This window comes from Isosphaeraceae bacterium EP7 (assembly GCA_038400315.1).
GTDB lineage: Bacteria > Planctomycetota > Planctomycetia > Isosphaerales > Isosphaeraceae > EP7.
In genome coordinates this window covers 3908728-3933064 of sequence record CP151667.1, presented here as the reverse complement: position 1 = coordinate 3933064, position 24337 = coordinate 3908728, and the positions used below count along the sequence as shown (strand labels likewise).

Here is a 24337-nt window from a genome sequence, read left to right as displayed (position 1 = left end):
TGGTTGACGCGGATGCCGGGTAGGACGAATCACTTGAGCGCGAATGTGAACTCGTTCACCCCAGCGGCCTGGATGGTGGCGGTGAGGCCGGAGGTGGATTCCTTGGCGTATTTGGCCGGGAACGGCAGCCCACGCTTCGTCCCGAAGACGCTCATGTCTGCCTCCGGATCAAGTTCAATCCGGACTTTGTAATCGCCTGCCGGAGCGCCTGGCGCGATGCCGTCGGTATTCAAGTTGAACGTACCGTCACTCGCGATCGGCCCCGTGGCCTTCGGACTTTTGGGGTCTGGGGGCACCAGTACGACGATCCCACCGGGCAATGGAGAGCCGTTAGCCCGCAGGACCTTCCCCGAGGCGGGATAGGTCGGCACGTCAAGCTTCGGGCCTTCCCCCTCGCCACAACCGGACTGGCAGGCCATGAGGGACGCCACGACCGTTGACAACGCCGCCAGCCGGGCGCCGGCGACGCGCGATGAGGATCGACTCACTAGGGATGCCCTCCCACGGGGTACGAGGAACCGCAGGACTTACCTGCCTGGTACCTCGCATGCTAACGCAGCAATATGAATAACCGATGAAATCCAAAGGAATTCACCGCAAAGATCGGGGCGACCTGATCGATCCACAGAGCCGAAGATTGATGAGCGGACAAGAGAGCGATGCGGACCATCACCAAGAACGTAATCCACTGTTCTTCAAGATTTTAAGGATGACAAGAGCGTACCGGCGGCGTCTCCATTCGCCCGGGAGAGGACGAGGGCCGAGCCGCGCAATCCGGTTGACGCGGCCGGTGAATGACGAGAGGGACTTCTCCCTGGTGTCCCGTCTTCTCGGCTCATCGTGGCCGGCCTATCGCACCGCGTGCTGAATACGAATCCGGGACGTCCGGGTCGAGTCGAGCCCCGAACCGGGGAGTGGCAGCCGAGGATCATGCGGCTGTGACGTGAGACTCGCTTGAGATGGCGCCGCTGCCCGATCTCGCAGGAGGTCGCCTCCTTGCTCGCGACCAGCCCGGGGGATGCCCCCAATCGTGATCGCCACCTGCGCGAGAAACACTCTAGCTGCCTTGATCGGCAGCCTTGCCGCCCGGCTTTTCTGGAAAGCGGTGGTCGAAGCCCATTGCGAGGAGGGCCGAGACGAGCATGAGGGCGAATTCGGCGGCCAGAAGATAAGGGCCGTTGCGGTCGAGCCAGGCGGTGACGGCCTTGGAGGTGGGACCGGGGCCACCTCCGCCGGGCCCTTTTTCAAGGGCCTGGCGGGCGACGGACGGGCCGATCAGGTACGCGAACACCGTCAGCGTGAAGAGCGTGCTGGCGATCAGCAGCACCACGTAGAAGGGGTTCGGGAAGATGATCTTGCGCGGATTCGGGGGCATCGGGTCAGGCCCCGTCGAAGACCCACTGGCTGCCGGCGATCTCGTAATCGACGAGTTCCTCGGCCTTGAACCAGAGGGCGATCTCGCGCACGGAGCTCTCGACGCTGTCGCTGCCGTGGACGAGGTTGTTCTGCTTGCTGATGGAAAAGTCGCCGCGGATGGTGCCCGGGGCGGCGGCGGTGCCATTGGTGGCGCCCAGCATCGCGCGGACGACGGCGATGGCCTCGTTGCCGACCAGGACGCCGACGACGACGGGCCCGTCGGTGATGAAGTCGATCAGCCCATCGAAGAAGGGCTTGCCGGCGTGCTCGGCATAGTGCTTCTCGCCCAGGGGGCGGTCAACCTGGATGAGCTTCAGGGCGGCGATGCGGAGCCCCTTGGCTTCGAACCGGGAGAGAATCGGGCCGACGAGCCGGCGCTGGACACTGTCGGGCTTGAGGATGATCAGGGTGCGCTGCATAGCTGGGCGTCGGCCTCGCTGAAGAGATTCGAAAAGCGGTCGGGGTTCAGAGTCTAGTCGCCCGGGGTCGCCGATTCAACCGGCTCATGATCGGGGCGTGGTCGCCAGAAGGCGGATCAGCGTACCTGGAACGGCTTGTCAGCACGGCGGCGAATCTGGGAGTCGCGCCGGTGGATCATCCCTCGAAGATCCGCCGGAAGCCGGGAGGCGAACTCACTGAGATCCGGCATTTACCTCGTCGGATCCCGTGATTCGTGCCTCGTCGCTCTTGCTCATCCTCGGCCCGCAGCCAATCGAGTTGAGGGTGAACTGATCGGATCAATCACCCATGCCACCCCGCGATCGAGCGATTCGTGCTGGCGCCAATCGCCGCCGGTGTGCCCTTGCCGCCTAACTGTCTCTCCTGTTACATACGTCATTGACGTCTGACTTTTGTCGTTGGCTGTCTCTCAAGTCCACGGAGTTCACCCGATGATTCCTCTGGTGCTGGGGTTGCTGGTCTTTGCGGCCTCGGAGCTACCAGGGCCGCAATCTCCCAAGGAACAGTTGGAATCGATCCGGGACTTACAGAAAGGGGTGTCGGAACAATTTCAGAGGGAGTGGCCCGAGGCCAAGACGGAAGTCGAGAGGCGAAGAGTTGATAATGAGTTCAATGCACGGGTGGTTGTGAATGCGGATCGAGCACTGGAGTTGGCCCGGGATCATCCCGACGATCCCACGGCGCTCGATGCCCTGATCCTGGTCATCAAGACGGCCGGGGCGGGTCCATCGGATCGGTCGGAGCGAGCGATTCGAATGATGGCACGCGACTACGTCGCGGACGAGAGGATGGGAGATGTCTGCCAGAAGCTCTTCCCCTTATTCCACCTCCCAGCCGCCGAGGGCCTCATTCGCACCGTCATGGACCGGAATCCAAGCCGGACAGCGAAGGGACTCGCCTGCCATGCCCTGGCTCAGTCCTTGAAGTACCAGGCCCATATGGTGCGAAGGCTGCGGGAGAACCCCGACTGGCTCCCAGGCTTCGAGCGGTCCCGAGGTAAGGACAGGATCGCGGCCGTGCGGCGTAAGAACTCGGAGACGCTCGAGGCGGAAGCGATCACGCTGCTCGAACTTGCCATCTCGGAGTATGGCACCGTCAGATACGGTGAGAGGTCGCTTGCCGAGCTAGCCGAGGGCGAATTGTCCGAGCTGCGGCAACTGAAGATCGGGGACGTTGCACCCGAGATCGACGGCGAGGATGTTGATGGGAAGCGGTTCACGCTGGGCGAACATAGGGGCAAGGTCGTGGTCCTGACCTTCTCGGGCAACTGGTGCGGCCCCTGTCGGGCGATGTACCCCCATGAGAGGAAATTGATCGAGCAACTGAAAGCAAAGCCGTTCGTGCTGCTGAGCGTCAACACCGACGAGGGCAAGGAGACGCTGCGGAAGTCGATTGAGTCCGGCGAGATCACCTGGCGCTGCTGGGCAGACGGTGGGTCGGAAGGCCCGATCTCCACGAGGTGGGGCGTCGTTGACTTCCCGACCATCTATGTTCTCGACGCCGAGGGAGTGATTCGCTTCAAGAAGGTTTCCGATGAGAACCTCGACGAGGCGGTCGAGACACTTCTGAAAGCGATGGAACAGGGACGGACCCCATAGACTCGGAGCCCCAGCGAATTGGCTCGGGAGCACACTGACAGGAAGAACCTTATGCAAAACCTCGAAGATCATGTCAGTCCGGACGGCCGCTTGCGGTTCCTGATTTTCGCCGATCGCGATGGCGACCTGACGTTGGGCTTCGACGGCTATTCCTGGCACACTCACGCCGACATTTTGGCTTCGATCTCAGGGCTGGCACAGACCGTGGCCGTCCGTCGATTCGTCGACAACCTCATCAACGATAGGTCGGTCATCGCAATCCTGACCATCCCCGGTGAGATCGGAGACGCTTGGGTTACGGAGGAGCCCGCCAGCGATGCCAATTACCCAATCGAGGGTGAGACGATCGAGCTGCGATACTGGAGCGGGCGACCCTGGTCTGAGAAGCAGCCGCAAACTGTCGCCGACACCGGATGACAATCGCGCTCACCAATCGATTCTCGGCCATGGCGGATCGAATCGGCGGTCTATTCCGACGGTGAGTGTCAGACATTCTCAGGGGGCGACGGCCCAGGGGAGTTCGGCGTAGCGGTCGGGCCAGAGACGCCAGGTGCGGACGTCGAGGGTGTCGCCCATCAGGGAGACGATGATCCGAGGGACGTCGTCGTAATAGTTCTCGGCCAGATCGACCTTGCTGGGGATGGCGGGTGATCGGGGATGCGAGTGGTAGATGGCGAGGATTTCGGTTTTCGCCAGGCGGATCGCTTCGACGGCGCGGATGAGGTCGGCGGGGTCGGCGAGGTAGCGGGTCTCGCTGGCCTTGATGTTGTTCAGGGGGTGGAAGGCCGAGATCAGGGGGGCGACGCCGGAGAGGAGGCCGCAGGCCTCGTGCGGAGCGACCGCCTTGCAGTGGTCGATCATCGCCCGGAGGTGATTCTCGGGGATGAGGAGCGGGGCCGGGGTGGTCGCGGCGGGCGGGTCGTGGCTCATGCGGGATGGTCCGAGGCGAAATCGACGGAAGCCGAGCACGGGGCTCGGCTTCCGGGAGTGAGTGTTGGCATCTCGGCCGGGGTTATTCGGGGTAGAGCGGGGTCGAGAGGTAGCGCTCGCCGAGGTCGGGCAGGACGACGACGATGAGCTTGCCGGCGTTCTCGGGGCGGCGGGCAACGGAGAGGGCTCCGAAGGTCGCGGCGCCGCAGGAGATGCCGACGAGCAGCCCTTCTTCCTTCGCCAGGCGGCGGGAGGTCTCGAAGGCATCCTCGTCGCGGATCTGGATGACCTCGTCGATGATCGAGGTGTTCAGGTTGTCGGGGATGAAGCCGGCACCGATGCCTTGCAGCTTATGCGGGCCGGGCTTGATCGGCTGGTGGCTGCGGGTCTGGGTGATGACCGGGGAGTTGGTGGGCTCGATGGCGATGACCTGGACACCGGGCTTGCGCCCCTTCAAGACCTCGCCGCAGCCAGTGATGGTGCCGCCGGTGCCGACTCCGCAGACGAGGATGTCGACCTTGCCTTCGGTGTCTCGCCAGATCTCCTCGGCGGTCGTCTTGCGGTGGATTTCGGGGTTGGCCGGGTTCTTGAACTGCTGGGGGATGAAGACGTTGGGGGTCGTCTTGGCGATCTCCTCGGCGCGGCGGACGGCGCCGGGCATCCCCTCGGCGGCGGGGGTCAGCACGATCTCGGCGCCGAAGGCCTTCAGCAGCCTGCGCCGTTCCAGGCTCATGCTCTCGGGCATGGTGACCATCAGGCGGTAGCCGCGGGCGGCGCAGGTGAAGGCCAGGCCGATGCCGGTGTTGCCGCTGGTCGGCTCGACGATGATGGTGTCGGGCTTGATCTTGCCCTCGGCCTCGGCCGCGTCGATCATCGCCACGCCGATCCGGTCCTTGACCGACCAGAGCGGGTTGAAGCTCTCGACCTTGGCGACGACATCGGCGACACAACCGGCGGTCACCCGACGCAGGCGGATCAGCGGGGTATTCCCGACGGTTTGCGTGATGTCATCATAAATTCGCCCCCGAGTCCATTCGCCGATGGCCATACAAACACTCCCATAAAAGTCCGGCCGCGTCGGGGCAAAGCCATACGTCCGACCGGATGACTGAGTTCAAATCAGATTGATGATCGGGAAAGTCGTCTTCCCAGGTGAAGCACGTATCATAGCGCAGGGATAGACGGGCCACAAGCCGCGACCGGGGGCAGCCGATCGTCGAACGATCATTTCAAGGGCGAGCCGAAGGGCCCGGCCAGCTCCTGAATCTGATAGGCGGCCCGGCGTGCGGTGTCATCCGGCGCGACCTCGACAGCGAGCCTGGCCGCGTCCACGGCGGGGCCTGCGTGGCCGTTGTCCTGCTCGACGAGGGCCAGCCCGTAGGCGGCGTCGAAGAGCCTCGGCTCGTTGGTGAGCGCCTCGGCGAAGGCGAGCTTGGCCCCTTCGAGGTTCCCTTCCACATAATAGGTGGCGCCCACGCGTGCGAGGAGCAGGGCCGGACGCGTGTTGCCGACGGCCGAGAGCCAGAGGGCGCGGGCGCCGGCCGGGTCTCCGAGAGCAAGCCGAAGCGAGGCGGCCTGATCGGCCCGATCCCAGGGGCGGGCCTCGGGTCGATCGGCACGCTCAAGGACATCGGCCGCGGCGGCGATCCGGCCCCGATCGAGCAGGTCGCTGACCAGCCCGTCGAGCTGGCCGAGGTTGCTCCAGGTCAGTGACGGCTCGGGGCCCATCGACGCGCGGACCTGGCTCAGGCTGGGCTTGAGGGACTGCTGTGAGTTGCGCTGGGTGGGGTTGATCGGTGTGAGCTTCAGTAGTCGCTCAGCGGCGTCCAGGCCGGTCTCGTTCATATTGCGGCCCAGCGCGGTGCCGGCGAGCGTGAACAGAGGGGTGAACTCGTCACCGGTCCGTTCCAGCGTCTTGTTGAGCAGGTAGATGACCCGCGCCGAACCGAGGTCAATCAGAGGATCGAACCTGAAGCGGGAGCGAGAGATGCGGGATGAGGGGGGGACGGGATTGCGGATGACTTCGAGCAAGGCTAGTTGCTTCCAGCCCTCGACGTTCGACGGGTCGGCCTCGACGATGCGTCGGGCGTAGTCTAGCCCCAGCAGGATCAGGGGCCTGGCCGGGCCGCCCCTCCCCTGCTCCAGCATCGCCGAGGCGTGATATCGCAGGGCGCGGGCCGACGCGCGGAGGGCTTCGACCCCGTTGGGGGTCGTCTCGGGACTGGGCCGGAAGTGGCGAGCGGCGAAGTCGACGGCGGGCTTGCCGGAGACCGAGGAGTGGACATAGACCGCGGCGATCGGGTCGAACCAGACGCAGCGGTACCCCCCCTGGCCATTGAGCGTGGCGCCAACCTGCGAGTTGTTCTCGTGGTCGACGAGCACGACGGGCAATCCGGCGGCGGCCATTTCTCCCTGCCAGGCCGGCTTGTTGCCCGTGATCAGCGACTGCAACTCGACGTATTTGCCGTAGTGCTCGGCCCCCATCACCTCGAGCCTTGCGTCGGCGAAGACCTTCTTCTCCGGTGCGAAGTAGTACTCATAAAGCGACGGATGGCCGATGTGATAGGCCAGGAACTTGCCGGGCATGCCGTCGCCGCCGGCGAACTTGACCGCCTCGTGCGGGAACCAGAGGGGCTCCTCGCCCAGGGCCACCGTGCGGCCCTCGCCCGACCACCGATGCAGCACGCCCGAACCCACCAGGCCGATGGCCAGGGCGAGCAGGCCCGCGACGAAGATGCGCGGGACGGTCGCAGAAGTTCCGAGGCCCAGCCGTGCACGCCTCGCCGTGACGGCCGAGGCCCACTCGGCGAAGTTCCAGGCGGTGAGGCTGCCGACCATCGCGGCGAACTGGTGGGTATTGCGCGATGCCTGGAGGCTGAGGGCACTGAACGCGACGTAGAGCAGGAACCGGAACGGGCTGAGCCGCCACGACGCAACGGCCTCGGCCCCCTTGCGCGGGGCCTTCTTCGGCTTCTTGGCGGTCGGCCCCAGGTCATTGACCTTGGCCATCGCCTTGTTCAGCGAGCGGTCGCGGACGCGTGTCCAGGCGAGCCAGAAAATCGGGACCAGGAAGCTGAGCGCGCCCACCACGATCGTCGCCAGGTGGACGATCAGCGGCGGACTATTGGTGAGCCCATTTTTGGCGATGAACGACGGAATCGATTCCAGCTCGCCGATGGTCCTCGAGAAGATGGGGTTGCTCATTGTCCCGAAGAAAAGCGTCAGCGGGTAAAGGGCCCCGGCCAGGCCATAAGGGTTGACCAGGCAGGCCAGGCCTACGCCGACGGTGACCGAGGCGATCGTCTTCCACCAGGGGAGCTTCGCCTCGTCCAGCGAGCCGGGCCTGAGCAGGGCGTCGACCAGGGCGAAGACGAGCAGGACGGGCCCCAGGATGAACAGGCCCTGGCTATTCACCCAGAGGATCTGGGTCGGGATGAGGGCGAACGCCAGCTTCGGCCTTCGATCCCAGCGCATCAGCACGGCCACGTAGACCGACAGGAACAGGAGCGAGAGCGTCTCGGGCCGGATGTACATGCGTCCGCTGAGCACGTAGAGCGCCGGCAGCCAGGCCAGCAGCGTCACCCAGAGGGGCAGGCCTCGTCGCCTGGACGTCACGAGCAGGAAGACCGCCAGGGCGGTGATCCCGCACTTGATCACGTTCAGGAGCGTCACCCCGCCGTAGTTGTAGCCCCAGCTCAGACCGAGCTGGAACAGCCAGTGGAGGTCGATCCAGGGGGTGCCGGCGACGGTGTAGGTGTAATCATCCACGCGAGGAATGGGGGCCCCGCCGCGGATCAGGTCGCCGGTGCGCAGGTGCCACCAGAAGTCGGTGTCCTTCAGCGGAAAGGCCCCGAGCAGGCAGGTCAAGATGAGGAAGAGGCCCATCAGGCCGGCGTCGCTCACCCAGTCGACCGCTTGGGCCTGGTGCAAGCCCGCGGGGACCTGGCCGGCCACGCCCCGGCTCTTCTTCGCTGGCGCGGCCTCGGTCGACATGCTCGCTGGTTCCGTTTGGTCTGGCTCATGAAAACGCCGCGTCGAAGCGGCCGGGTGGGCAAGTCTAACGCCCGCGGGGCGGCGAGGTCGAGCCGGGGTTGACCTTCGCGCATGTCTGGGGCGTGGGTAGAGTGCCGTCGCCTCGGCGGGGGCGATCTCGGAATCGCGTCAGGGCCCGGAGGAGGCGAGTCGACAAGGAGGTCGATGACCTATGGTGGCGCCACATCCGTTCCGATCTGCAGCCCTCGCATTATCGATCATGGCGTGCATCCTGGGCGTGGCCTTCGCCACCGCCGACGACGCCGATGAGATCGACGCCGATGCCCCACCGGGGGTCACCCTGCGCGACGGGTTCGAGGGCGACGAGATCGCCTGGACGCAGGAGACCTCCGACGCCAGCATCGCCCTGCAGGCCCACGAGCGCACCGGCCGCGCGGCGCACGACGGCAAGTCGTCCGAGCGCATCACGTTCAACGCGGGCCTGGGCAGCAACTTCTACTTCAGCTACCCGCTGCCGCACGCCCTCATCGGGCCGAAGTTGGGCGTCCAGCTCTACGTGCGAGCCAGCAAGCCGGGCACGCGGCTGCTGGCGAAGGTTATCCTGCCCAAGGACCTGGACGAGGAGGGCCGCCCCTACTTCATCATGGTCCCGGGCACGATCTACGAGAACACCGACCGCTGGCAGCGCCTGGTCATCGAGAACTTCCCCGACGAGGTCAGGCGTCAGGTCCAGATCAGGCGCACGGCGACCCACCGCACGGTCCCGCTGGAAGGGGCCTACCTGGAGGCCCTGATCCTCAACGTCTACTCGGGCCAGGGTCAGACCGACGTCTTCCTGGACGAGCTGAGCGTCAGCCCCGTGCCCGAGGGGGCGACTCCCGCCCCGACCAGGCCGGCGCGGACTCCCGAGGCCGCCGCCGCGGGCGACGTCGCCGACGAGGATGTTCCGGCCGGCGTCTCGATGGTGCGCAATCGGCTGTCCCGAGACGGGCAGCCGTACTTCTTCACCGCGATCGACGCCCCAGGCGCCGACATCGAAGCCCTGCGTCGGGCCGGGTTCGACGCGATCCGCGTGCCCGTCGACGCCCCCAAGGAACTCATCGACAAGGCCGTCGCCAAGGGCCTGAAGATCATCCCCAAGCTCTCCGTCGGCTCCGGCGACGCCCAGCCGACGGCCGACGAGCTTGTCGCCGCGGCGAAAGGATTCTCGGCGCCCGGAGAGGTTCTCGCCTGGCACCTGGGCGACGAGCTCGGCGCGGCCCGAGACCCCGAGACGCGGCGCGCCGAGCTCGACCGGATTCGCGACGCGGTCACCGGCCTGCGCAACACCGACCTGCCCGTGACGCTCGCCACCGGTCACGTCGCCGACGAATACGCCTCCTACACGATGCCGCCCAAGGGCCTCGACCTGCTGGGCGACCGATACCCCGACTGGGGCAGCTCGCTGGAGATCTTCTGGGCCCAGCGTGCGATGGCAAGCCGACGCGCCCTGACCGCCCTGAACAATGCCGAGGCCCTCTTCTACGCCGACATCCCGCTGAGCGGCTCAAAGGACGTCCGCTCGGCCGTCTGGGGGGGCGACGTGCCGCCCGGCTGGGGCGAGCCCCGGGTGCAGCACGATCAGGTCCGGCTGGCCGCGTTCGCCGCGTTGATGTCGGGCTACCGCGGCCTGGTCTTCCGCGGAGACGCCGACCTGACCCGCGAGCAGGGCCGGATGATGCTCTACGAGCTGGCGTTGCTCAACGAGGAACTCGACCTGTTCGAGTCGATCCTGGCCGACCGCGCGGGCCCGATCGACATCCTCGACGCCTATCCCCCCGAGCCGAGCCTGCTCCCCCCCGTCGGCGTGATCACCACGACCAACAGCGTGCGCAAGCAGGACGAGGCCAAGCCGCTGCCCACGACCAAGGCTGCCCGGCTGCGGACCAAGGACCGAAAGGGGAGCCTGCTGCTGGTGGCCGACTTCGCCGCGGGGAGCCAGTTCCAGCCGTCGCAGATGGCCATCAATGACATGACCATCACCGTCGTCGCCCCGATCAGCTCACAGGCTTTTGAGATCAGCCCGGGCGAGGTCAAGGTGCTCGATCGCGAGCAGGTCCCCGGCGGAATCAGGATCACCCTGCCCGAGTTCTCGGGCACCGCCACCATCCTCGTCACCACCGACCAGTCGATGCCCGGCCGCCTGGCCGCCGCGATCGAGCAGGTCCGGCCGATGGCCGTGCAGATGGCCATCGCGCAGGCGCAAGACCATCGCGAGTGGGTGGTCGAGGTCCAGGGTCGACTGGCCGACGACGGCCACACGATCGAGGGGGCCAACCAGCTCATCAGCGACGCCGACGAACACATCCGCGCGGCTCGGGAGGCGATGGAACGCGAGGACTACGCCCTGGCCTGGGGCGAAGCCCGCCGCGTCGGCCGCTACCTCAGGCACCTGATGCGGCTCCAGTTCGATTCGGCCTTCACCGCCATGAACAAGGCCCTCTCGCCGCCCCCCGATCCGTCGGACACCCAGCGCAAGAAGACGCGAAACCCACCGCCCAAGCCGCGCAGGCCTCCGGGACCGCTGCTGAGCCCCGTCGCCAGCGCCCCCCTGCTCTCGTTCAACCTGCTGTCCCAGAATTGGCTCTGGCTCGACAAGATGGACGAGCCCAATTACGGCCCGGACCAGTTGCAGGACGGCACGTTCGAGGACGCCGCCGCCTTCAAGGCAAGCTGGCTCCAGGCGGGCAAGAATTACGAGGACGTCGAGCCGAGCGTGAGACTCATCCCCGCCGGCACGGGCCGCGAAGGCAACGCACTCGCGTTGCGAGTGATGCCCGCGACCGGAATCTCGGGCGACATGCTCTCCCCGACGATGGAATTCCCCGCCGCGGCCGTTCGCTCCCCGTCCATCGAGATGAAGGCCGGCGAGCTGGCGCGGATCTCGGTCTGGGTGAAGATGCCCCGGATGGTCACCCCGGGCGCCGGCGGCCTGTTCATCCGCGACTCCCTCGGCGGCGAGACCTTGCAGTTCCGCACGACCGACGCCGTGACCGAGTGGCGTGAGGTCCCCATCTATCGCCGGGCCCCCGCCGACGGCCCGTTGTACGTCACCCTCGGCCTGATCGGTTTCGGCGAGGTCTTCTTCGACGACCTGACCATCCGCCGATTCGAAGGCCCGGGTGCCGGCCAGGCCACGCCCATTGCCCGCGCCCCCGGCATCCAGCCCCGATGAACGAAGGCCCGGCTCGGCCACGTGCCGGATTCGACCGGGACCTTCTTCGAAATCGAGGGACGAGCCGGGTCTTCAGATCGACCCGGCTCAGGCATCCTGGAACGACACGGGATGAGCTTTGGGCGTTGACCGGACGACCATCGTCGCGCCCGCGGCGGCGAACAGCGCGACCAGGAGTCGGGCGGCGAGCCTGGAGCCCGACGTCGCGGAGATCGGCTTGGTCGTCTGGTCGAGCGGGAACGCCAGGGTGCCGGCAACCACGTAGAGGACGATTCCGGCGATGGCCCCGACCAGGCCACCGACGGCGGCCCGGCTGATCCGTCCGCGTCCGCCGAGGCCCATCCCGAGCGACGCGCCCGCGGAGGCGCCGACGGCGCCCGCGATCCCGCCGAGGGTCAGGATCGCCAGGACGAGGTCATCGCTGTCCGGGTCATAGTACTTGAAATAGACCGGCACGACGGCCTGGGGCAGGACGGCCCCGACGACGCCTCCGAGGATCGCCCCGATGGCCGCCGCGCCCCCGGCGGAACGCGTTTCGCGACGCATGCCCCCCCCGGCCAGCCCGAGGGTCAGGCCCAACGCCGCCCCCAGCGTGCCGTAGGCGACGGACATCTGCAGCGCCACGGCCGCCTTGCTCGCGTTCGCCGCCGCGAGGGCCTCCTCGGGCGTGGGGAAACCGTTGGTCGCGAGGAGCCTCGGCTGGATCCGACCGTTCAGGCCCTCCCCGATCAGCCAGGAGGCGAGCCCCGCGACCAGCCCGGCCAAGAGCGCCAGGGCCCAGGCCCGGATTGGCGAAGGTTCGATTTTAGTGGATGACACGTGCGGAACTCTCATCGTTGAAGGTGATGGGTTCGTCGGGCATGGCCCGGGGGCGAAAACGTACGGCCCACCCCCGGATCGGCCGATCCGGGGGTGGGCCGCAACGAGCTCCGCCATCAATCACGAGGGGGAGGCAATTTTCAGGGACGCGCGAGGCTTAGTAGCCGTCCGAGCTGATCACTTCGCCGCCGGCCTTGGTGCCGAGTGCCCAGTAGGTCTGCTGGTTGACGGTCGACTTGATGAACTTCACGCTGCCATCGGCCATCGTCACGTTGACGCCGCCGGGATGGTTACTGCTGGCGTTGAAGTAGCCGGTCTGAAGGGCTCCGCAGCCGGGGCAGTCCAGCCGGCACGAATTCCAGGGATAGTTGGTGGAGTTCGGCGGGATCAGGGTCTGGAACAGCGTCTCGCCCAGGCCGCCCAGGCCCCAGCGGTAGCCCCGCTGCCCATAGTTGGGCGTGGTCGTGAAGTTCGTGTTGCAGGTCTGGAAATCTTGCAGGAGGGCCGGCAGGTTCTGCGTCGCGTCGAGGAGTCGATAAGCGGCCCCTCCGTCGCTTCCAGCCGCGGGGCCATCACGCCACTTGGTCTGCTTGGCAGTGCCGGGAGTGGTCGACACAAGGGCCTCGGAATAGGCGATCGTGTTCGACGTCCCGTCGCTGATGTTCGAGATGCCGTAAGTCCGCCCGAACGCGTAAATCCCGGTCGAGTCGGCGTTGTTCATGAAGCCGGAGGTCGTGCCGACCGAGCCGAAATAGTTGTTCGTGTTCTCCTGGCCGGTCAACCCATCGGAGGGGCAGACGAAGGCATTCAACTTGAGCGTGAAGACGGTGAGGTTCTGCAACCCACCGGTTCCATACCAGCTCGTCCAGTTGAAGTTGATGTTGTCGTAGATCGGCTTCTGTTCGAGATAGGGCAGAAGCAAGGAGTGCGCGCTCCAGGTCCCCCAGCTGGTCGGCCCGCCGCCGGGTTCGGCGATCGCCGTCGTGCTGGTCATCGGGAACGAGCCGATTGCGCTGTGATAATTATGCATGGCCAGGCCAACCTGCTTGAGATTGTTGATGCACTGGGCACGCCTGGCCGCCTCGCGAGCCGCCTGGACGGCGGGAAGTAGCAATGCGATGAGCACCGCGATGATGGAGATGACCACCAGCAGCTCAATCAGGGTGAAGCCGCGTCGTACGTTTCGGTTCATCACATATCCTATGAATGGGAGGAGAGAACGACCCCACCGTTGAATAAGGGACGATCGACGAGAGGTCGGATTGATGAAAACGAGGTGCCGCCGGGCTGGCCTCAGCGAATGGGCCGCCCTTTTGACTTGCCCTGCTTCTTCGCGTAGAAGTCGGCCATCGATTTCAAGGCGGTCGCCTCCTTCTCCTTGTCGACCGCAACGTGGGTTTGAGCGTCGGATCCACCGCAACCGCTTAAGAAGCCGATCGGACCTACGGCCATGACCGCAAGCAAGACTGCGTGCAATCCGCGAAATGGAAGCGAACCGCGGCTCGGCATGAAGGATTCTCCTTTTTAGACAGCATGCCGGAATTTGGCGGGAGGGTTGGATTGCAGATCATTGCAGAGTAACTTGGCCGATTCAACATCATAATGAAACTTATAAGATCGGATTCCGCACGCAATCAATCGAACACTCGGGAGATCAAATCCCTGGACCTAGCCCTGCGGAAGGCACCTGGGATCGGCTCCTCGAGACCGCCCCTAGCATATGTAACTTCAATGATTAAAAGGGTCTGTGTCGCTTCGAATCCCGGAGCCACAGGTTCCGTAACAGGGTCTCGTACACGGGTCGACACTCACCCTACGCGGCTCTTCGGAGGCTTGGCCGACACGTCGGGATTCGTTAGGGTGATGGACTTCACTCCAACTCGCCCTGGGTCGGCTCCAACCTTGAGATGAGGCATGACGATGATCGACCGGAGACGGTTCCTTCAGACTTCGGCGGCGGGGAGTCTGGCGCTGGGCGCGGCGGAAAGCCGGGCTCGGGCGATGGTCGCCGGCAAGAAGTACAAGGTCGGCGTGATCGGCTGCGGCTGGTTCGGCAATTACGACCTCGACCGGCTGCGCGATGTGGCCGACGTCGAGGTCGTCTCGATGTGCGACGTCGACTCGAACCTGCTCAATGAGAGCGCCGACCGGATGAACGCGGCGCAGGGCAAGCGGCCCAAGACCTACGCCGACTTCCGCGAGATGCTCAAGCCGCGCGAGCTGGACATCGTCATCGTGGCGACGCCCGACCACTGGCACGCCCTGACGATGATCGCCGCGGTCGATTCGGGGGCCGATGTTTACGTCGAGAAGCCGATCTCGCACACCGTCGACGAAGGCAAGGCGATGGTCGCCGCCGCCAGGCGCACCGGGCGGGTGGTGCAGGTGGGCACCCAGCGCCGGAGCACGCCGCACATCGTCAAGGCCCGCGACTTCCTGAAGGAAGGGCACCTGGGCAAGGTCGGGCTGGTCAAGGCGTACTGCTACTGGCACATGCGAGGCGACGCCAACCCGCCCGATTCCGCGCCACCGGCCAACCTCGACTACGAGATGTGGACCGGCCCCGCGCCCATGCGTCCCTACAGCGTGCTGACCCACCCCCGCCAGTGGCGCAAGTTCACCGAATATTGCAGCGGCATCACCGGCGACATGGCCGTGCACATGCTCGACGCCGCACGCTACCTGATGGGCGTCCGCTACCCGAGGTCGGTCAGCTCCAGCGGCGGGATTTACGTCGAGAAGAAGGGGAAGGCCAACACGACAGACACCCAGACGATCACGCTCGACTACGGCGACCTGACCGCCATCTGGGAGCATCGGACCTGGGGCAAGCAGGACGACCCCAAGTACGGCTGGGGCGTGAATTTCTACGGCGACAAGGGGACCTTGAAGGTTTCCATCGACGAGTGGGACTTCATCCCCGAAGGCGACGGCAAGCCAGTCCACATGGACTTCGTCCGCGAGACGGTCAAGCCTCACGAGGAGGGCGACGCCAACATCATCCCGGGCAACCGCGCCCACTGGCGGAACTTCCTGGAGGCGATCGAGGCCCGATCGAGGCCCGTCGCCGACATCGAAGAGGGGCACGTCTCGACGACGATCTGCCACCTCGGCAACATCTCGATGAAGCTCGGCCGATCCCTGGCCTGGGACGGCGCGAAAGAGCGGGTCATCGGCGACGACGAGGCCAACGCCCTGCTCCGCCGCGACTATCGGGCCCCTTGGGTCTACCCCACGGTCTGAGGCGGGAACGACCGCGCCGGGCCCCGCGTGGAGGGGGTCCGGCGGCAGGGTTCAAGAGATCGTCGACTCATCGAGCTGCTCATGGAGCAACGTCCGACCTGCCGCCGGCATGCCCGAGGCTCGCAGGACGATCCGGGCGACCTCGGGGCGGCAGCCGCCGTAGCGCAGCGGGTCTTTGGCCCCGATCCCCTGGCTGACGTACATCCGGGTCCGCCCGCTGGCGAAGAATCCTCGGTCGTACCTGCGGCCGAATCGGCTGGGCATCAGGATCGGGCCGAGCAGCGGCAGCCGGACCTGGCCTCCGTGGTTGTGGCCGGCCAGGATGAGGTCGACTTCGCGGGAGGCGGCCCAGGGGAAGAGGTCGGGGGAATGGCTCATCAGGAGCCTGAAGTCGGCGTCAACCGGCCAGCGGCCGGTGGGCATCCGGCCCCAGGGGAATGACGATCCGCCGACTGCCAGGGCCTGGCCTCGCACGTCGAGCGTGGTCCAGGTCCCTTCGAGGTCGACGTATCCGGCCGCCTTGAGCGACCGCCGCAGCCGCGCCGGGTGGTGGCGACGGTCGTGATTGCCCAGGATCGAGAATTGACCGAATCGGCCCTCCAGCCGGCCCAGCACCGGCACGACCCAGTCGACAGCCGAGTCGTCGTCGGCCAGGTCGCCGGTGAACAGGACGAGGTCGGCGTCCCAGCCCGCGACCTGATCAATCACCCGGTCGAAGTAGCGTCTGGTGTAGGTCGGCGAGAAGTGCAGGTCGGTCAGGTGAGTAATTGCCAGGCCGTCGAGCGCCCGGGGCAGGCCCGGCACGTGGAGGTCCCACTCACGGACGTCGAGTTGCAGCGCCTCGTTGGCCGGCAACCGGAGCATCCAGGCCCGCTTGCCCGGGCCAATGAGCGTGTCGCGGCCGTCGAGCCGGGCGAAGTCGAGTGTCTCGGTGCGGCCGCGAATCCCGGCCGGCTTGCGCCGCAGCCCACGGACCAGGGCGAGGCCGGGGATGACCAGCGCCGCAAGGACGACGCAGGCATACGAGTAGACCCGCAACGGCAAGGCCCAGCCGGGCCAGCCGGCGAGCATGGCACCGAGGAGAGCCAGGCCGACCGCGACGAGGCCGAGCAGTGCGACGCGAGGCCAGAACCGAGAGCCCGGGCGATCGTAGCCCATGCCGTCGGTGACGTTCATCGTCCAGATGATAACGGACCCGTGGCCGACGAGGGCCAGCGCGTCCGTCAGCAAGGCGAGGGATGAGGTCATAGGGAAGTGGGCTCGGGCGAGGAAGGAGGCGGGGACGGGGGCGAATCCTTCGCGTCGCCTTCGCCGCCGGGCGGAGGCGTTTCCGGGGGAGCGGGCGGGGGTTCTTCCGGGCGAGCGGGCGGGCGGACCGCCAGCTCGATGGCTTCGATCAGACGGTCCACGCGGAACGGCTTGTAGAGGACCGACTGCATCCCCTCGCGCCGGGCCTTGACGATGGCGTGGGCCGGGTCGTAGCCGAACCCGGTCATCATGATGATCGGCATGCCGGGCTGGACCTCGCGCAACCGGCGGAAGATCTCGTAGCCGTCCAGGTCGGGAAGGCGGATGTCGGTCATCGCCGCCGAGTAAGGGGTCTGCCTCGCCAGGGCGATGGCCTCGTGGGCGTTCTGGGCCGTCTCGACGATCGCACCGTGGCGCCCCAGAAGCTGGTGGGCGGCGCGGCGGACCGCCTCGTCGGCGTCGACGACCAGCACCCGGGAGCCGGCGAGCTTCGGCAGCACGCGCTCTCCGGGGGGCTTGCCCTCGGAGGCCACCTCAGAGCCCGCCTTGTGGATCAGGCCCCGGATCTCGCGGGCCCGATAAAGCAGGTGCTTCAGCCGAGCGATGATGTCCTCATCGTGCCCCGCGTAGCGGTCGAGCGCCGTGGTGGCGTCGGAGATGATCTCGTCGAGCGGCAGCGCCAGCTCGCGGCTGATCGCCTCGACCGAGGCGCTGGCGGCGCCGATCTTCTCGGCCTGGAGGAGTTCCAGCGTGTTGATGGCCGCGGCGATATTGCGGGCGTAAATCTCCAGGAACTGCCGATCTTTCTCGTCGAACGCGTTGGGCTGGCCATTCTCGACGTTCAGCGTGCCGATGACCGTCCCGTGATAGTTCAGCGGGACCGTCAGCGAGCTGCGGGCCCCGGCGGCCCCTTCCAGGTAGAGCGGGTCGTTGGCCGTGTCGGTGCAGAGATAGCTCAGGCCGGTAGCCGCGACGAAGCCGGTGACTCCGTTGCCCTCCTTGCGGGCGAACAGCTCGCGGGTCGCGGCGCGCGGGGTCATCCCCTCGGTCAGCAGGGGGACCAGCCGGTCGTTGGTCCGGTCGAGCAGGCGGATCTCGATGAAGTCGAGGCCCAGGAGGTCGCGCATGTGGCGGGCGATGTTGTACTTCAGGAGGTCGGTGCGCTCCTCGACCCCCATCTCGGCGAGTTCTTCGGGCTTGAGGTCGGCCAGCTCGTCGCCCGCCTTGTGGATGGCGTCGATCTTCTGCTGCTGGAGCGTCTCGCTCGTGATGTCACGCGTCAGGGCGATGTGGTGCGTCAGCGTCCCGGATCGGTCGAAGACCGGAGTGACCGTCACCCGCAGGAACCGGTTCGCGTTCACCCGCAGCTCGGTGGCCGACGTGGTGCGAGAGGCAACCGCCGTGGTGAACGGGCAGGGCTCGGTGCCGACGATCTCGGGAGACCCCAGCGCCCGGTAGAACTGCCGGCCGATCGGGTCGTTCTCCGGCGGCACCAGCAGGTGGAACTCGGGGTTGACCCAGACGATGTTCAGGTCAGTGTCGACCACCGCGACCCCGTCGGCGATGGCCTCGAGGATCTCATCGGCCTGGATCATGACGCCCGCCCATCGGACCGCGGACAATTGAGTCGAGTCGACGTAGACGCCGGAGAACTCGCGTTCTCGCAGCAAGACCAGCGCACGGGCCATGCTCCGCGCGACGGTGATCTGAAACTCGTCGGAGAGGCGGTCGCGGGCCGAAGCCCCGGCTCGGGAATCTCGCTCGATGACGAGGAGCCGGGGTTTTTCGATCGGACGATCGGTCACGGAGCGGCCGACTCAGGAGTGATCGGGGGAGCCCGAAGAAGGCACCCGAATGGACGCCGGACGCGGGCCGTAAGGTTGGGCCCACGACTCGACCGTTCCATCTTAATCCCCACGGCTGCGGCGAGCAAGGTCGCCGATCACGCCGTGTCCCGGGCCCCAGGCCGGGAAGGGGAAGTTGGGAGGCCTGCGGCGGCCCGGCCCCGGTCGGGGCGCGGGCCGCCGCCGATGCTCACTTGATGTCGATGTCGTAGGACGTCTTGTCCTTCGAGACGACTTCTTCCAGCCCAGAGGTCTCGACCTTGCCGTACTTCTTGGGCACGAGATCCGTCGGCTTCTTGTATCCCGGAGACGACCCCGGCATCAGGTGCTCGTCGCCGTCATTGGCGATGACGATCACCCGATGATGGCCCGGAACTGCCCCATCGCCCTCGCCGAACGTGGACAGGTGATACTGCCCCCCCTCGCCGATCTGGCCCGTGGCCGCGTGACCTTCGTCCGACTGGAACGTAATCGTCCCCTTGGGCAGCGCCTGCCCGCGGTAACTCACCTTCCCGGAGACGGGCACGGTCTCGGGGTAGTCCGACTTGGCCTGGCATCCCAGCCCAAGCCCCAGGCCGACGGCCGCCGCGAGGAACTGGACCCGAACGGTCTGCATCGTCATGAGTTGAGGCTCCGCAGCGAGGTGTTCAGTACGCATCCGAGCTCAGGACCTCGCCGCCGGCGCGGGTGCTGATCCCCCGGTAGACGAGCGGGCTGATCGTCTCCTTGAGGAACCTGACCGAGCCGTCGCACATGCCGACGTTCATCCCGCCGGGGTGCTGGCTGCGGAACCCGTAGCAGTAGCCGGGGTTCCCCCGATCTTTGTTGACCTTCTGATTGATCGGGATCGAGGTCGTGGCGACCGACGAGTTGCTCTCCGACCAGGCGTTCCAGTTGCAGGTGTTGGGCAGGGCCTCGCCGGTCAGGAGAGTGTTGCTAGTCCCGTCGGTGATCGAGGGGATGCTCACCACCATCTGGGCACGCCAGAAGATGCCGGTGGCCGTCGGCTGGGTGCCGTTCAGGTCGCCGTAGGCATTATTCGAGCCCGGGAATGGTCCCGTCGTGTTGTCGCCCAGGTTCCCCTTGTAGCAGGTACCCGCGATGAACCAGGTGGCCGGGGCCGTCCCGATCGTCCCCGCATAGCCATTCCAGTCGGACTGCCCCTGCTGGAGGACCGGGCCGGGGTAGCTCGGGCAGACGTAGCCGTTGATCGGGGTGGCCATCACCGTCGTGTTGGTGGCCGAGTACGCCGCCCGGTCCGCCGCGAAGTTGTAGGCGTTGAACAGGTTCGTCTGCTCGATCATCGGCAGGATCTGGACCATCCAGCTCGTCCGGTAGTCCGACTGGAGGAACCAGGTCGGAATTCCGCCGACCTGCGACGGGAAGATCCCATTGATGTCGCCATAATTGTGGCACGCCAGGCCGATTTGCTTCAGGTTGTTGATGCATTGCGCGCGGCGGGCCGCCTCGCGTGCCGACTGGACCGCTGGCAGTAAAAGAGCGATCAGGACGGCGATGATGGAGATCACCACCAGCAGCTCGATCAGGGTGAATCCCCGACGGACGGATGCCCGAAGTCTCATCGAAATGCCTCCCGGCAGGACGGAATGGAGGAGAGAGTTAGCTCATCCCGCGCATACCCCGACGCCGCCAAGCTCGATCGCGTGGCGGGCAAAAAAGACGTCGGATTAGGACAAACTGTGTGGATTACCTTTGCACAAAAGCAAAGTCTTATCAACCAAAAATAGGCTCCAACGAGTCAAATTGAACGTCTTCCCCAGACTTGACCAACGGCGGCCCCCGCCCATAGCATCCCGCGATCGTTCTCGGCATCCCGCGACGGTTCTCGGTCGATTTTGGAGGCCTTGCATTGACGTCCTTTGAACGGCTCACTCACCAGCACGCGGCCTTGCTCATCGTCGACCTCCAAGGCAAGTTGCTGGCGAAGATCCCGGCTCGCGACGAGGTCGTCGGTAACGCGGCCCGGCTGATCGACGGGGCCGGCCTGCTCGAGATTCCGGTCGTCGCCACCGAGCAATACCCCCAGGGCCTCGGCCCGTCGGTGGCGGCCATCGCCGATCGCGTGGCCCACCGGCTTTCCAAGACGAATTTCCACTGCGGGGAAGTCCCCGAGCTGGTCCTCCTGATCGCGGAACGGTCGTTACGCCACATCACGCTCGCGGGCATCGAGGCCCATATCTGCGTGGCCCAGACCGCCCTGGAACTGATGAGACTCGGCCTGACCGTCCAGGTCGCCGCCGACGCCGTCGCATCGCGTCACCAGGTCGACTACGAATTCGCCCTGCGCCGCCTGGAGCGGGCCGGCGTCGTCGTCTCCACCACCGAGGCGATCCTCTTCGAATGGACCGAGTCTTCGAGGCATCCCAATTTCAAGGCGATCAGCGCCCTGGTGAAAGACCGCGGGGCCGCCGCTAACATGGAAGTTTCCTCGCAAGCCCGAGACTGACGACCCGAGAGAGACGGACGCACGGACGGCCTCCCCCCTGCCCCGCCCCCGCGTCCGTTCCAGGAGCCGAACCTTGGCCATCGCCGACCAGCCGACCTCGAAGACGTCGATCCCCCGGTTCCACCCCTCGCCACGGGTCCTGCTCGGCCCCGGGCCCAGCGAGGCCCATCCGCGCGTGCTCGAAGCCCTGGGCATGCCCCTGCTCGGCCACCTCGACCCCGAGTTCATCGCCCTGATGGACGAGACCCAGGGGTTCTTGCGCCAGGTCTTCCGCACCGAGAATCGCCTGACGATGGCCATCTCGGGCACCGGCTCGGCGGGGATGGAGGCGGTCGTCGTCAACCTGATCGAGCCCGGCGACCGGATGCTCGTCTGCGTCAACGGCGTCTTCGGCGGGCGGATGGTCGACGTCGCCGAGCGGAGCCGCGCCGAGGTCAAGTCGATCGAGCGGCCTTATGGCGAGATTTTCGACCCCGAGGAAGTCCGCAAGGCCGTCAAGGAATTCTCCCCCAAGGTCGTCGGCATCGTCCAGGCCGAGACGTCCACCGGCGCCTGGCAGCCGATCGAGGAGATCGCCAAGATCGCTCACGAGGCCGGCGCGATGATCGCCGTCGACGCCGTGACCAGCCTGGGGGGCATCCCCGTCGAGGTCGACGCCTGGGGCATCGACGCGATCTACTCGGGCACCCAGAAGTGCTTGAGCTGCCCGCCGGGCCTGGCCCCCGTCTCGTTCAACGCCAGGGCCGCCGAGGTCATCGCCAACCGCAAAACGAAGGTGCAGAGCTGGTACCTGGACATGTCGATGATCCAGCGCTACTGGGGAAGCGACCGCTTCTACCACCACACGGCCCCCATCAGCATGAACTACGCCCTGCGCGAGGCCCTGGCCGTCGTCCTGGAAGAAGGCCTCGACGCACGGATCGCCCGCCACAAGACCAACCACCTGGCCTTGAAGGCCGGCCTCGCCGCGATCGGGATCCCCTACGTCACGGTCGAAGGCCACCAACTGCCGCAGCTCAACTGCGTCCGGATTCCCGCCGGAATCGACGACCTGGCCGTGCGCAAGCGGCTCCTGGCCGACTGGGGCATCGAGATCGGCGGCGGTCTCGGTTCGTTGAAGGGGCAGGCCTGGCGGATCGGCCTGATGGGCTACGGGTCGAGGCCCGAGAACGTCGACCTCGTGCTGCGAGCCCTGGCCACCTGCCTGAACGACCTGGGCCACAAGGCGAGCCCCGACGAGGCCGCCGCCGCCGCCGAATCGGTCTACAAGCAGCCCTGATTTCAACCTCGGCCCCGGGACCTGCCTCCGGGGCCGGGGACGGCTTGCTCCCCGCCGATGGGTCGCCTACACTGGTTGATATGACGGCTGTCGGAGGAGCCCTCCTCGGTCGATCGAACTCCGCCAGACGCCCCCTGCTCAGGAGAGCCGAGCCATGCAAGAGTTGGACAGGCCGATCGGGCAAGTCTGGCGGCGCCTGCGCATCCGGAGGTTCCTCACCGCGCTCGTCTGGTGCACGGCGATCACGCTGGCCCTGGCCGCCATCGCCATCGGCGCCGGCAAATTCAGCCGGCCGCTGCCCGGCCCCGCATGGGCCCCGCTGGCGATCGCCCTGGGATTGGGCTTCGTCGGGGCGTTGGCATACGCCGTCTTCCGCGGCCCGAGCCGGGTCGACGCCGCGATCGCCATCGACCGTGCGTTCGAGTTGAACGAGCGCCTGGGCACCGCGCTGACGCTGCCCGCCGACCTCCACGAGACCCCGGCCGGCCGTGCCTTGATCGCCGACACCGTGCGTCACGTCAAGGAGCTGGCAATCCCCGAGAAGTTCGGGATCCGCCCGCCCGGCCGATCCTGGGTCCCGCTCCTACCCGCTCTCGTGGCCATCGGCCTGCTCTACGCCCCGCAGTGGCCCGGCCCCAGGACGGCCAAAGGGAAGGACGCCGCCACGAAGCTCGATGCCAAGGTGGTCGAGGCCCAGTCCAAGGCCCTGGCCAAGCGCATCGCCAGCCAGCGCAAGGCGATGAACAAGGAAGACTTCTCCGAAGCCCAGAAGATCCTCGCCGAGATCGAGAAGGCCGCCGACCAGATCGCCAAGGCCCCCCTCGCGAAGAAGGACCAGGCCCTGGTCGAGCTGAACAAGCTGACCGACGCCGTGAAGGACCGCCAGAAGCAGCTTGGCTCCCCCGAGCAGGTGAATCGCCAGCTCCAGCAGCTCAAAGAAATGTCCAGCGACGGCCCCGCCGACGACTTCAAGAAGGCCCTGGCCAACGCCGACTTCCAGAAGGCCGCCGTCGAGATCAAGAAGCTCCAGGAGAAGATGGCCTCGGGCAAGATGAACGAGGCCGAGAAGAAGGCGCTGAAAGAGCAGGTCGGCGAGATGAAGCAGCAGCTCCAGAAGCTCGCCAACATGGATCAGCGCAAGAAGCAGCTCGAAGAGGCCGTCAAGAACGGCGGACTGACCAAGGAGCAGTTCAACAAGGAGATGGCCAAGCTCCAGGACCAGACAAAGAACCTGGAAGGCCTGAAGAAGCTGGCCGAGACCCTGGCCAAGGCCGAGGAGCAGATGGCCAAGGGCGACATGAAGAAGGCCGCCGAGCAACTGGGCACCACCGAGAAGCAGCTCGCCGAGATGGCCAAGAACATGCAGGAGCTGGAAACCCTCGACGACGCCCTCGCCGACCTCCAGGACGCCAAGAGCGGGATGACCGGGGGCGACGGGGTCAACCAGCTCGGCGAGAGCATGGCCAACATGATGAACGGCCGCCAGAACCGAGGGCAAGGCCAGGGACGAGGGAAAGGCCAGGGCGAGGGGGACCGAGATGAGGCCAAGGACGACACCGCGTCCTACACCACCAAGGTCAAGATCGACCCCACCAAGGGCAAGGCCATCTTCGAAGGCTTCGCCCCGCCAAGCCGCCAGATGAAGGGCGAGAGCCAGATCCAGGTCCAGGGAGACCTCGAGACCGCCACCGGCCTCGCCGCCGAAGCCCTCACCAACCAGAGAGTTCCGAGGCGAGTCGAGAAGCAGGTCAAAGGCTACTTCGACCGGCTGAACAAGGGGCAGTGACCGAGGACGATCGGCTGGGAGAACCTTGTTCAACTGGAAGT

Annotated in this window: 20 protein-coding genes; 7 read left to right on the top strand and 13 right to left on the bottom strand. The window is 66.4% G+C overall.

Annotated elements, in window-relative coordinates; all coding sequences use genetic code 11:
• Positions 1-29 precede the first annotated feature (29 nt).
• The 3 genes from EP7_RS15245 to ndk all read right to left on the bottom strand — a co-directional run bounded on the left by EP7_RS15245 (position 30) and on the right by ndk (position 1835).
• Entirely contained in the window at positions 30-488 is a 459-nt protein-coding gene (locus EP7_RS15245; protein WP_463522162.1) for a peptidase associated/transthyretin-like domain-containing protein, read from the bottom strand.
• 569 nt (positions 489-1057) lie between these two features.
• Positions 1058-1375 carry a hypothetical protein gene (locus tag EP7_RS15240; protein WP_463522160.1) on the bottom strand — a complete coding sequence of 106 codons (318 nt, stop codon included), beginning with the start codon at positions 1373-1375 and terminating at the stop codon, positions 1058-1060.
• Between the two features lie 4 nt (positions 1376-1379).
• A complete protein-coding gene (gene ndk / locus EP7_RS15235) occupies positions 1380-1835 on the bottom strand; it encodes a nucleoside-diphosphate kinase (protein ID WP_463522158.1) in 456 nt (151 codons plus the stop codon).
• A gap of 690 nt (positions 1836-2525) precedes the next feature.
• Here ndk and EP7_RS15230 point away from each other — a divergent pair.
• Positions 2526-3473: a peroxiredoxin family protein gene (locus EP7_RS15230; protein WP_463522156.1), complete on the top strand. Its 948-nt coding sequence runs from the start codon at positions 2526-2528 to the stop codon at positions 3471-3473.
• A 51-nt stretch (positions 3474-3524) separates the two neighbouring features.
• Positions 3525-3890, top strand: a complete 366-nt coding sequence (locus EP7_RS15225; RefSeq protein ID WP_463522154.1) for a hypothetical protein — start codon at positions 3525-3527, stop codon at positions 3888-3890.
• Positions 3891-3968: 78 nt separating this feature from the next.
• On the opposite strand, the gene EP7_RS15220 is transcribed toward EP7_RS15225, so the two are convergent.
• The 3 genes from EP7_RS15220 to EP7_RS15210 form a co-directional block, all read right to left on the bottom strand.
• Complete coding sequence (locus EP7_RS15220; protein WP_463522152.1) at positions 3969-4403, bottom strand: M67 family metallopeptidase; 435 nt, start codon at positions 4401-4403, stop codon at positions 3969-3971.
• An 82-nt stretch (positions 4404-4485) separates the two neighbouring features.
• Positions 4486-5451 (bottom strand): cysteine synthase A, encoded by a 966-nt coding sequence (gene cysK, locus EP7_RS15215; RefSeq protein ID WP_463522150.1) that lies wholly within the window; start codon positions 5449-5451, stop codon positions 4486-4488.
• Positions 5452-5627: 176 nt separating this feature from the next.
• On the bottom strand, positions 5628-8396 hold the full coding sequence (locus EP7_RS15210) for a tetratricopeptide repeat protein (protein ID WP_463522148.1): 2769 nt from the start codon (positions 8394-8396) through the stop codon (positions 5628-5630).
• 259 nt (positions 8397-8655) lie between these two features.
• Here EP7_RS15210 and EP7_RS15205 point away from each other — a divergent pair, with 259 nt between their 5' ends.
• Positions 8656-11610 carry a hypothetical protein gene (locus tag EP7_RS15205; protein ID WP_463522146.1) on the top strand — a complete coding sequence of 985 codons (2955 nt, stop codon included), beginning with the start codon at positions 8656-8658 and terminating at the stop codon, positions 11608-11610.
• 87 nt (positions 11611-11697) lie between these two features.
• On the opposite strand, the gene EP7_RS15200 is transcribed toward EP7_RS15205, so the two are convergent.
• The 3 genes from EP7_RS15200 to EP7_RS15190 form a co-directional block, all read right to left on the bottom strand.
• Positions 11698-12429: a hypothetical protein gene (locus EP7_RS15200; RefSeq protein WP_463522144.1), complete on the bottom strand. Its 732-nt coding sequence runs from the start codon at positions 12427-12429 to the stop codon at positions 11698-11700.
• Positions 12430-12586: 157 nt separating this feature from the next.
• Positions 12587-13621: a DUF1559 family PulG-like putative transporter gene (locus tag EP7_RS15195; protein WP_463522143.1), complete on the bottom strand. Its 1035-nt coding sequence runs from the start codon at positions 13619-13621 to the stop codon at positions 12587-12589.
• Between the two features lie 101 nt (positions 13622-13722).
• Entirely contained in the window at positions 13723-13938 is a 216-nt protein-coding gene (locus EP7_RS15190) for a hypothetical protein (protein ID WP_463522141.1), read from the bottom strand.
• A 411-nt stretch (positions 13939-14349) separates the two neighbouring features.
• Between EP7_RS15190 and EP7_RS15185 the strand changes: the two genes are divergently transcribed.
• Complete coding sequence (locus EP7_RS15185; RefSeq protein ID WP_463522139.1) at positions 14350-15672, top strand: Gfo/Idh/MocA family protein; 1323 nt, start codon at positions 14350-14352, stop codon at positions 15670-15672.
• A 51-nt stretch (positions 15673-15723) separates the two neighbouring features.
• Here the strand turns inward: EP7_RS15185 and EP7_RS15180 are convergent, their stop codons facing one another.
• The 4 genes from EP7_RS15180 to EP7_RS15165 form a co-directional block, all read right to left on the bottom strand.
• Positions 15724-16920, bottom strand: coding sequence for a metallophosphoesterase (locus EP7_RS15180; protein ID WP_463522137.1), 1197 nt, complete (start codon positions 16918-16920; stop codon positions 15724-15726).
• Positions 16917-18725, bottom strand: a complete 1809-nt coding sequence (locus tag EP7_RS15175) for a response regulator (protein ID WP_463522135.1) — start codon at positions 18723-18725, stop codon at positions 16917-16919. The genes EP7_RS15180 and EP7_RS15175 overlap by 4 nt, the downstream gene beginning before the upstream one ends.
• 229 nt (positions 18726-18954) lie before the next feature.
• Positions 18955-19386, bottom strand: coding sequence for a hypothetical protein (locus EP7_RS15170; protein WP_463522133.1), 432 nt, complete (start codon positions 19384-19386; stop codon positions 18955-18957).
• A 25-nt stretch (positions 19387-19411) separates the two neighbouring features.
• Complete coding sequence (locus EP7_RS15165; RefSeq protein ID WP_463522131.1) at positions 19412-20347, bottom strand: DUF1559 family PulG-like putative transporter; 936 nt, start codon at positions 20345-20347, stop codon at positions 19412-19414.
• Positions 20348-20634: 287 nt separating this feature from the next.
• Between EP7_RS15165 and EP7_RS15160 the strand changes: the two genes are divergently transcribed.
• The 3 genes from EP7_RS15160 (at position 20635) to EP7_RS15150 (ending at position 24296) form a co-directional block, all read left to right on the top strand.
• Entirely contained in the window at positions 20635-21231 is a 597-nt protein-coding gene (locus EP7_RS15160) for an isochorismatase family protein (protein WP_463522129.1), read from the top strand.
• A 73-nt stretch (positions 21232-21304) separates the two neighbouring features.
• Positions 21305-22510: a pyridoxal-phosphate-dependent aminotransferase family protein gene (locus EP7_RS15155; protein ID WP_463522127.1), complete on the top strand. Its 1206-nt coding sequence runs from the start codon at positions 21305-21307 to the stop codon at positions 22508-22510.
• Between the two features lie 154 nt (positions 22511-22664).
• Positions 22665-24296: a hypothetical protein gene (locus EP7_RS15150; protein ID WP_463522125.1), complete on the top strand. Its 1632-nt coding sequence runs from the start codon at positions 22665-22667 to the stop codon at positions 24294-24296.
• The last annotated feature ends 41 nt before the right edge of the window (positions 24297-24337 follow it).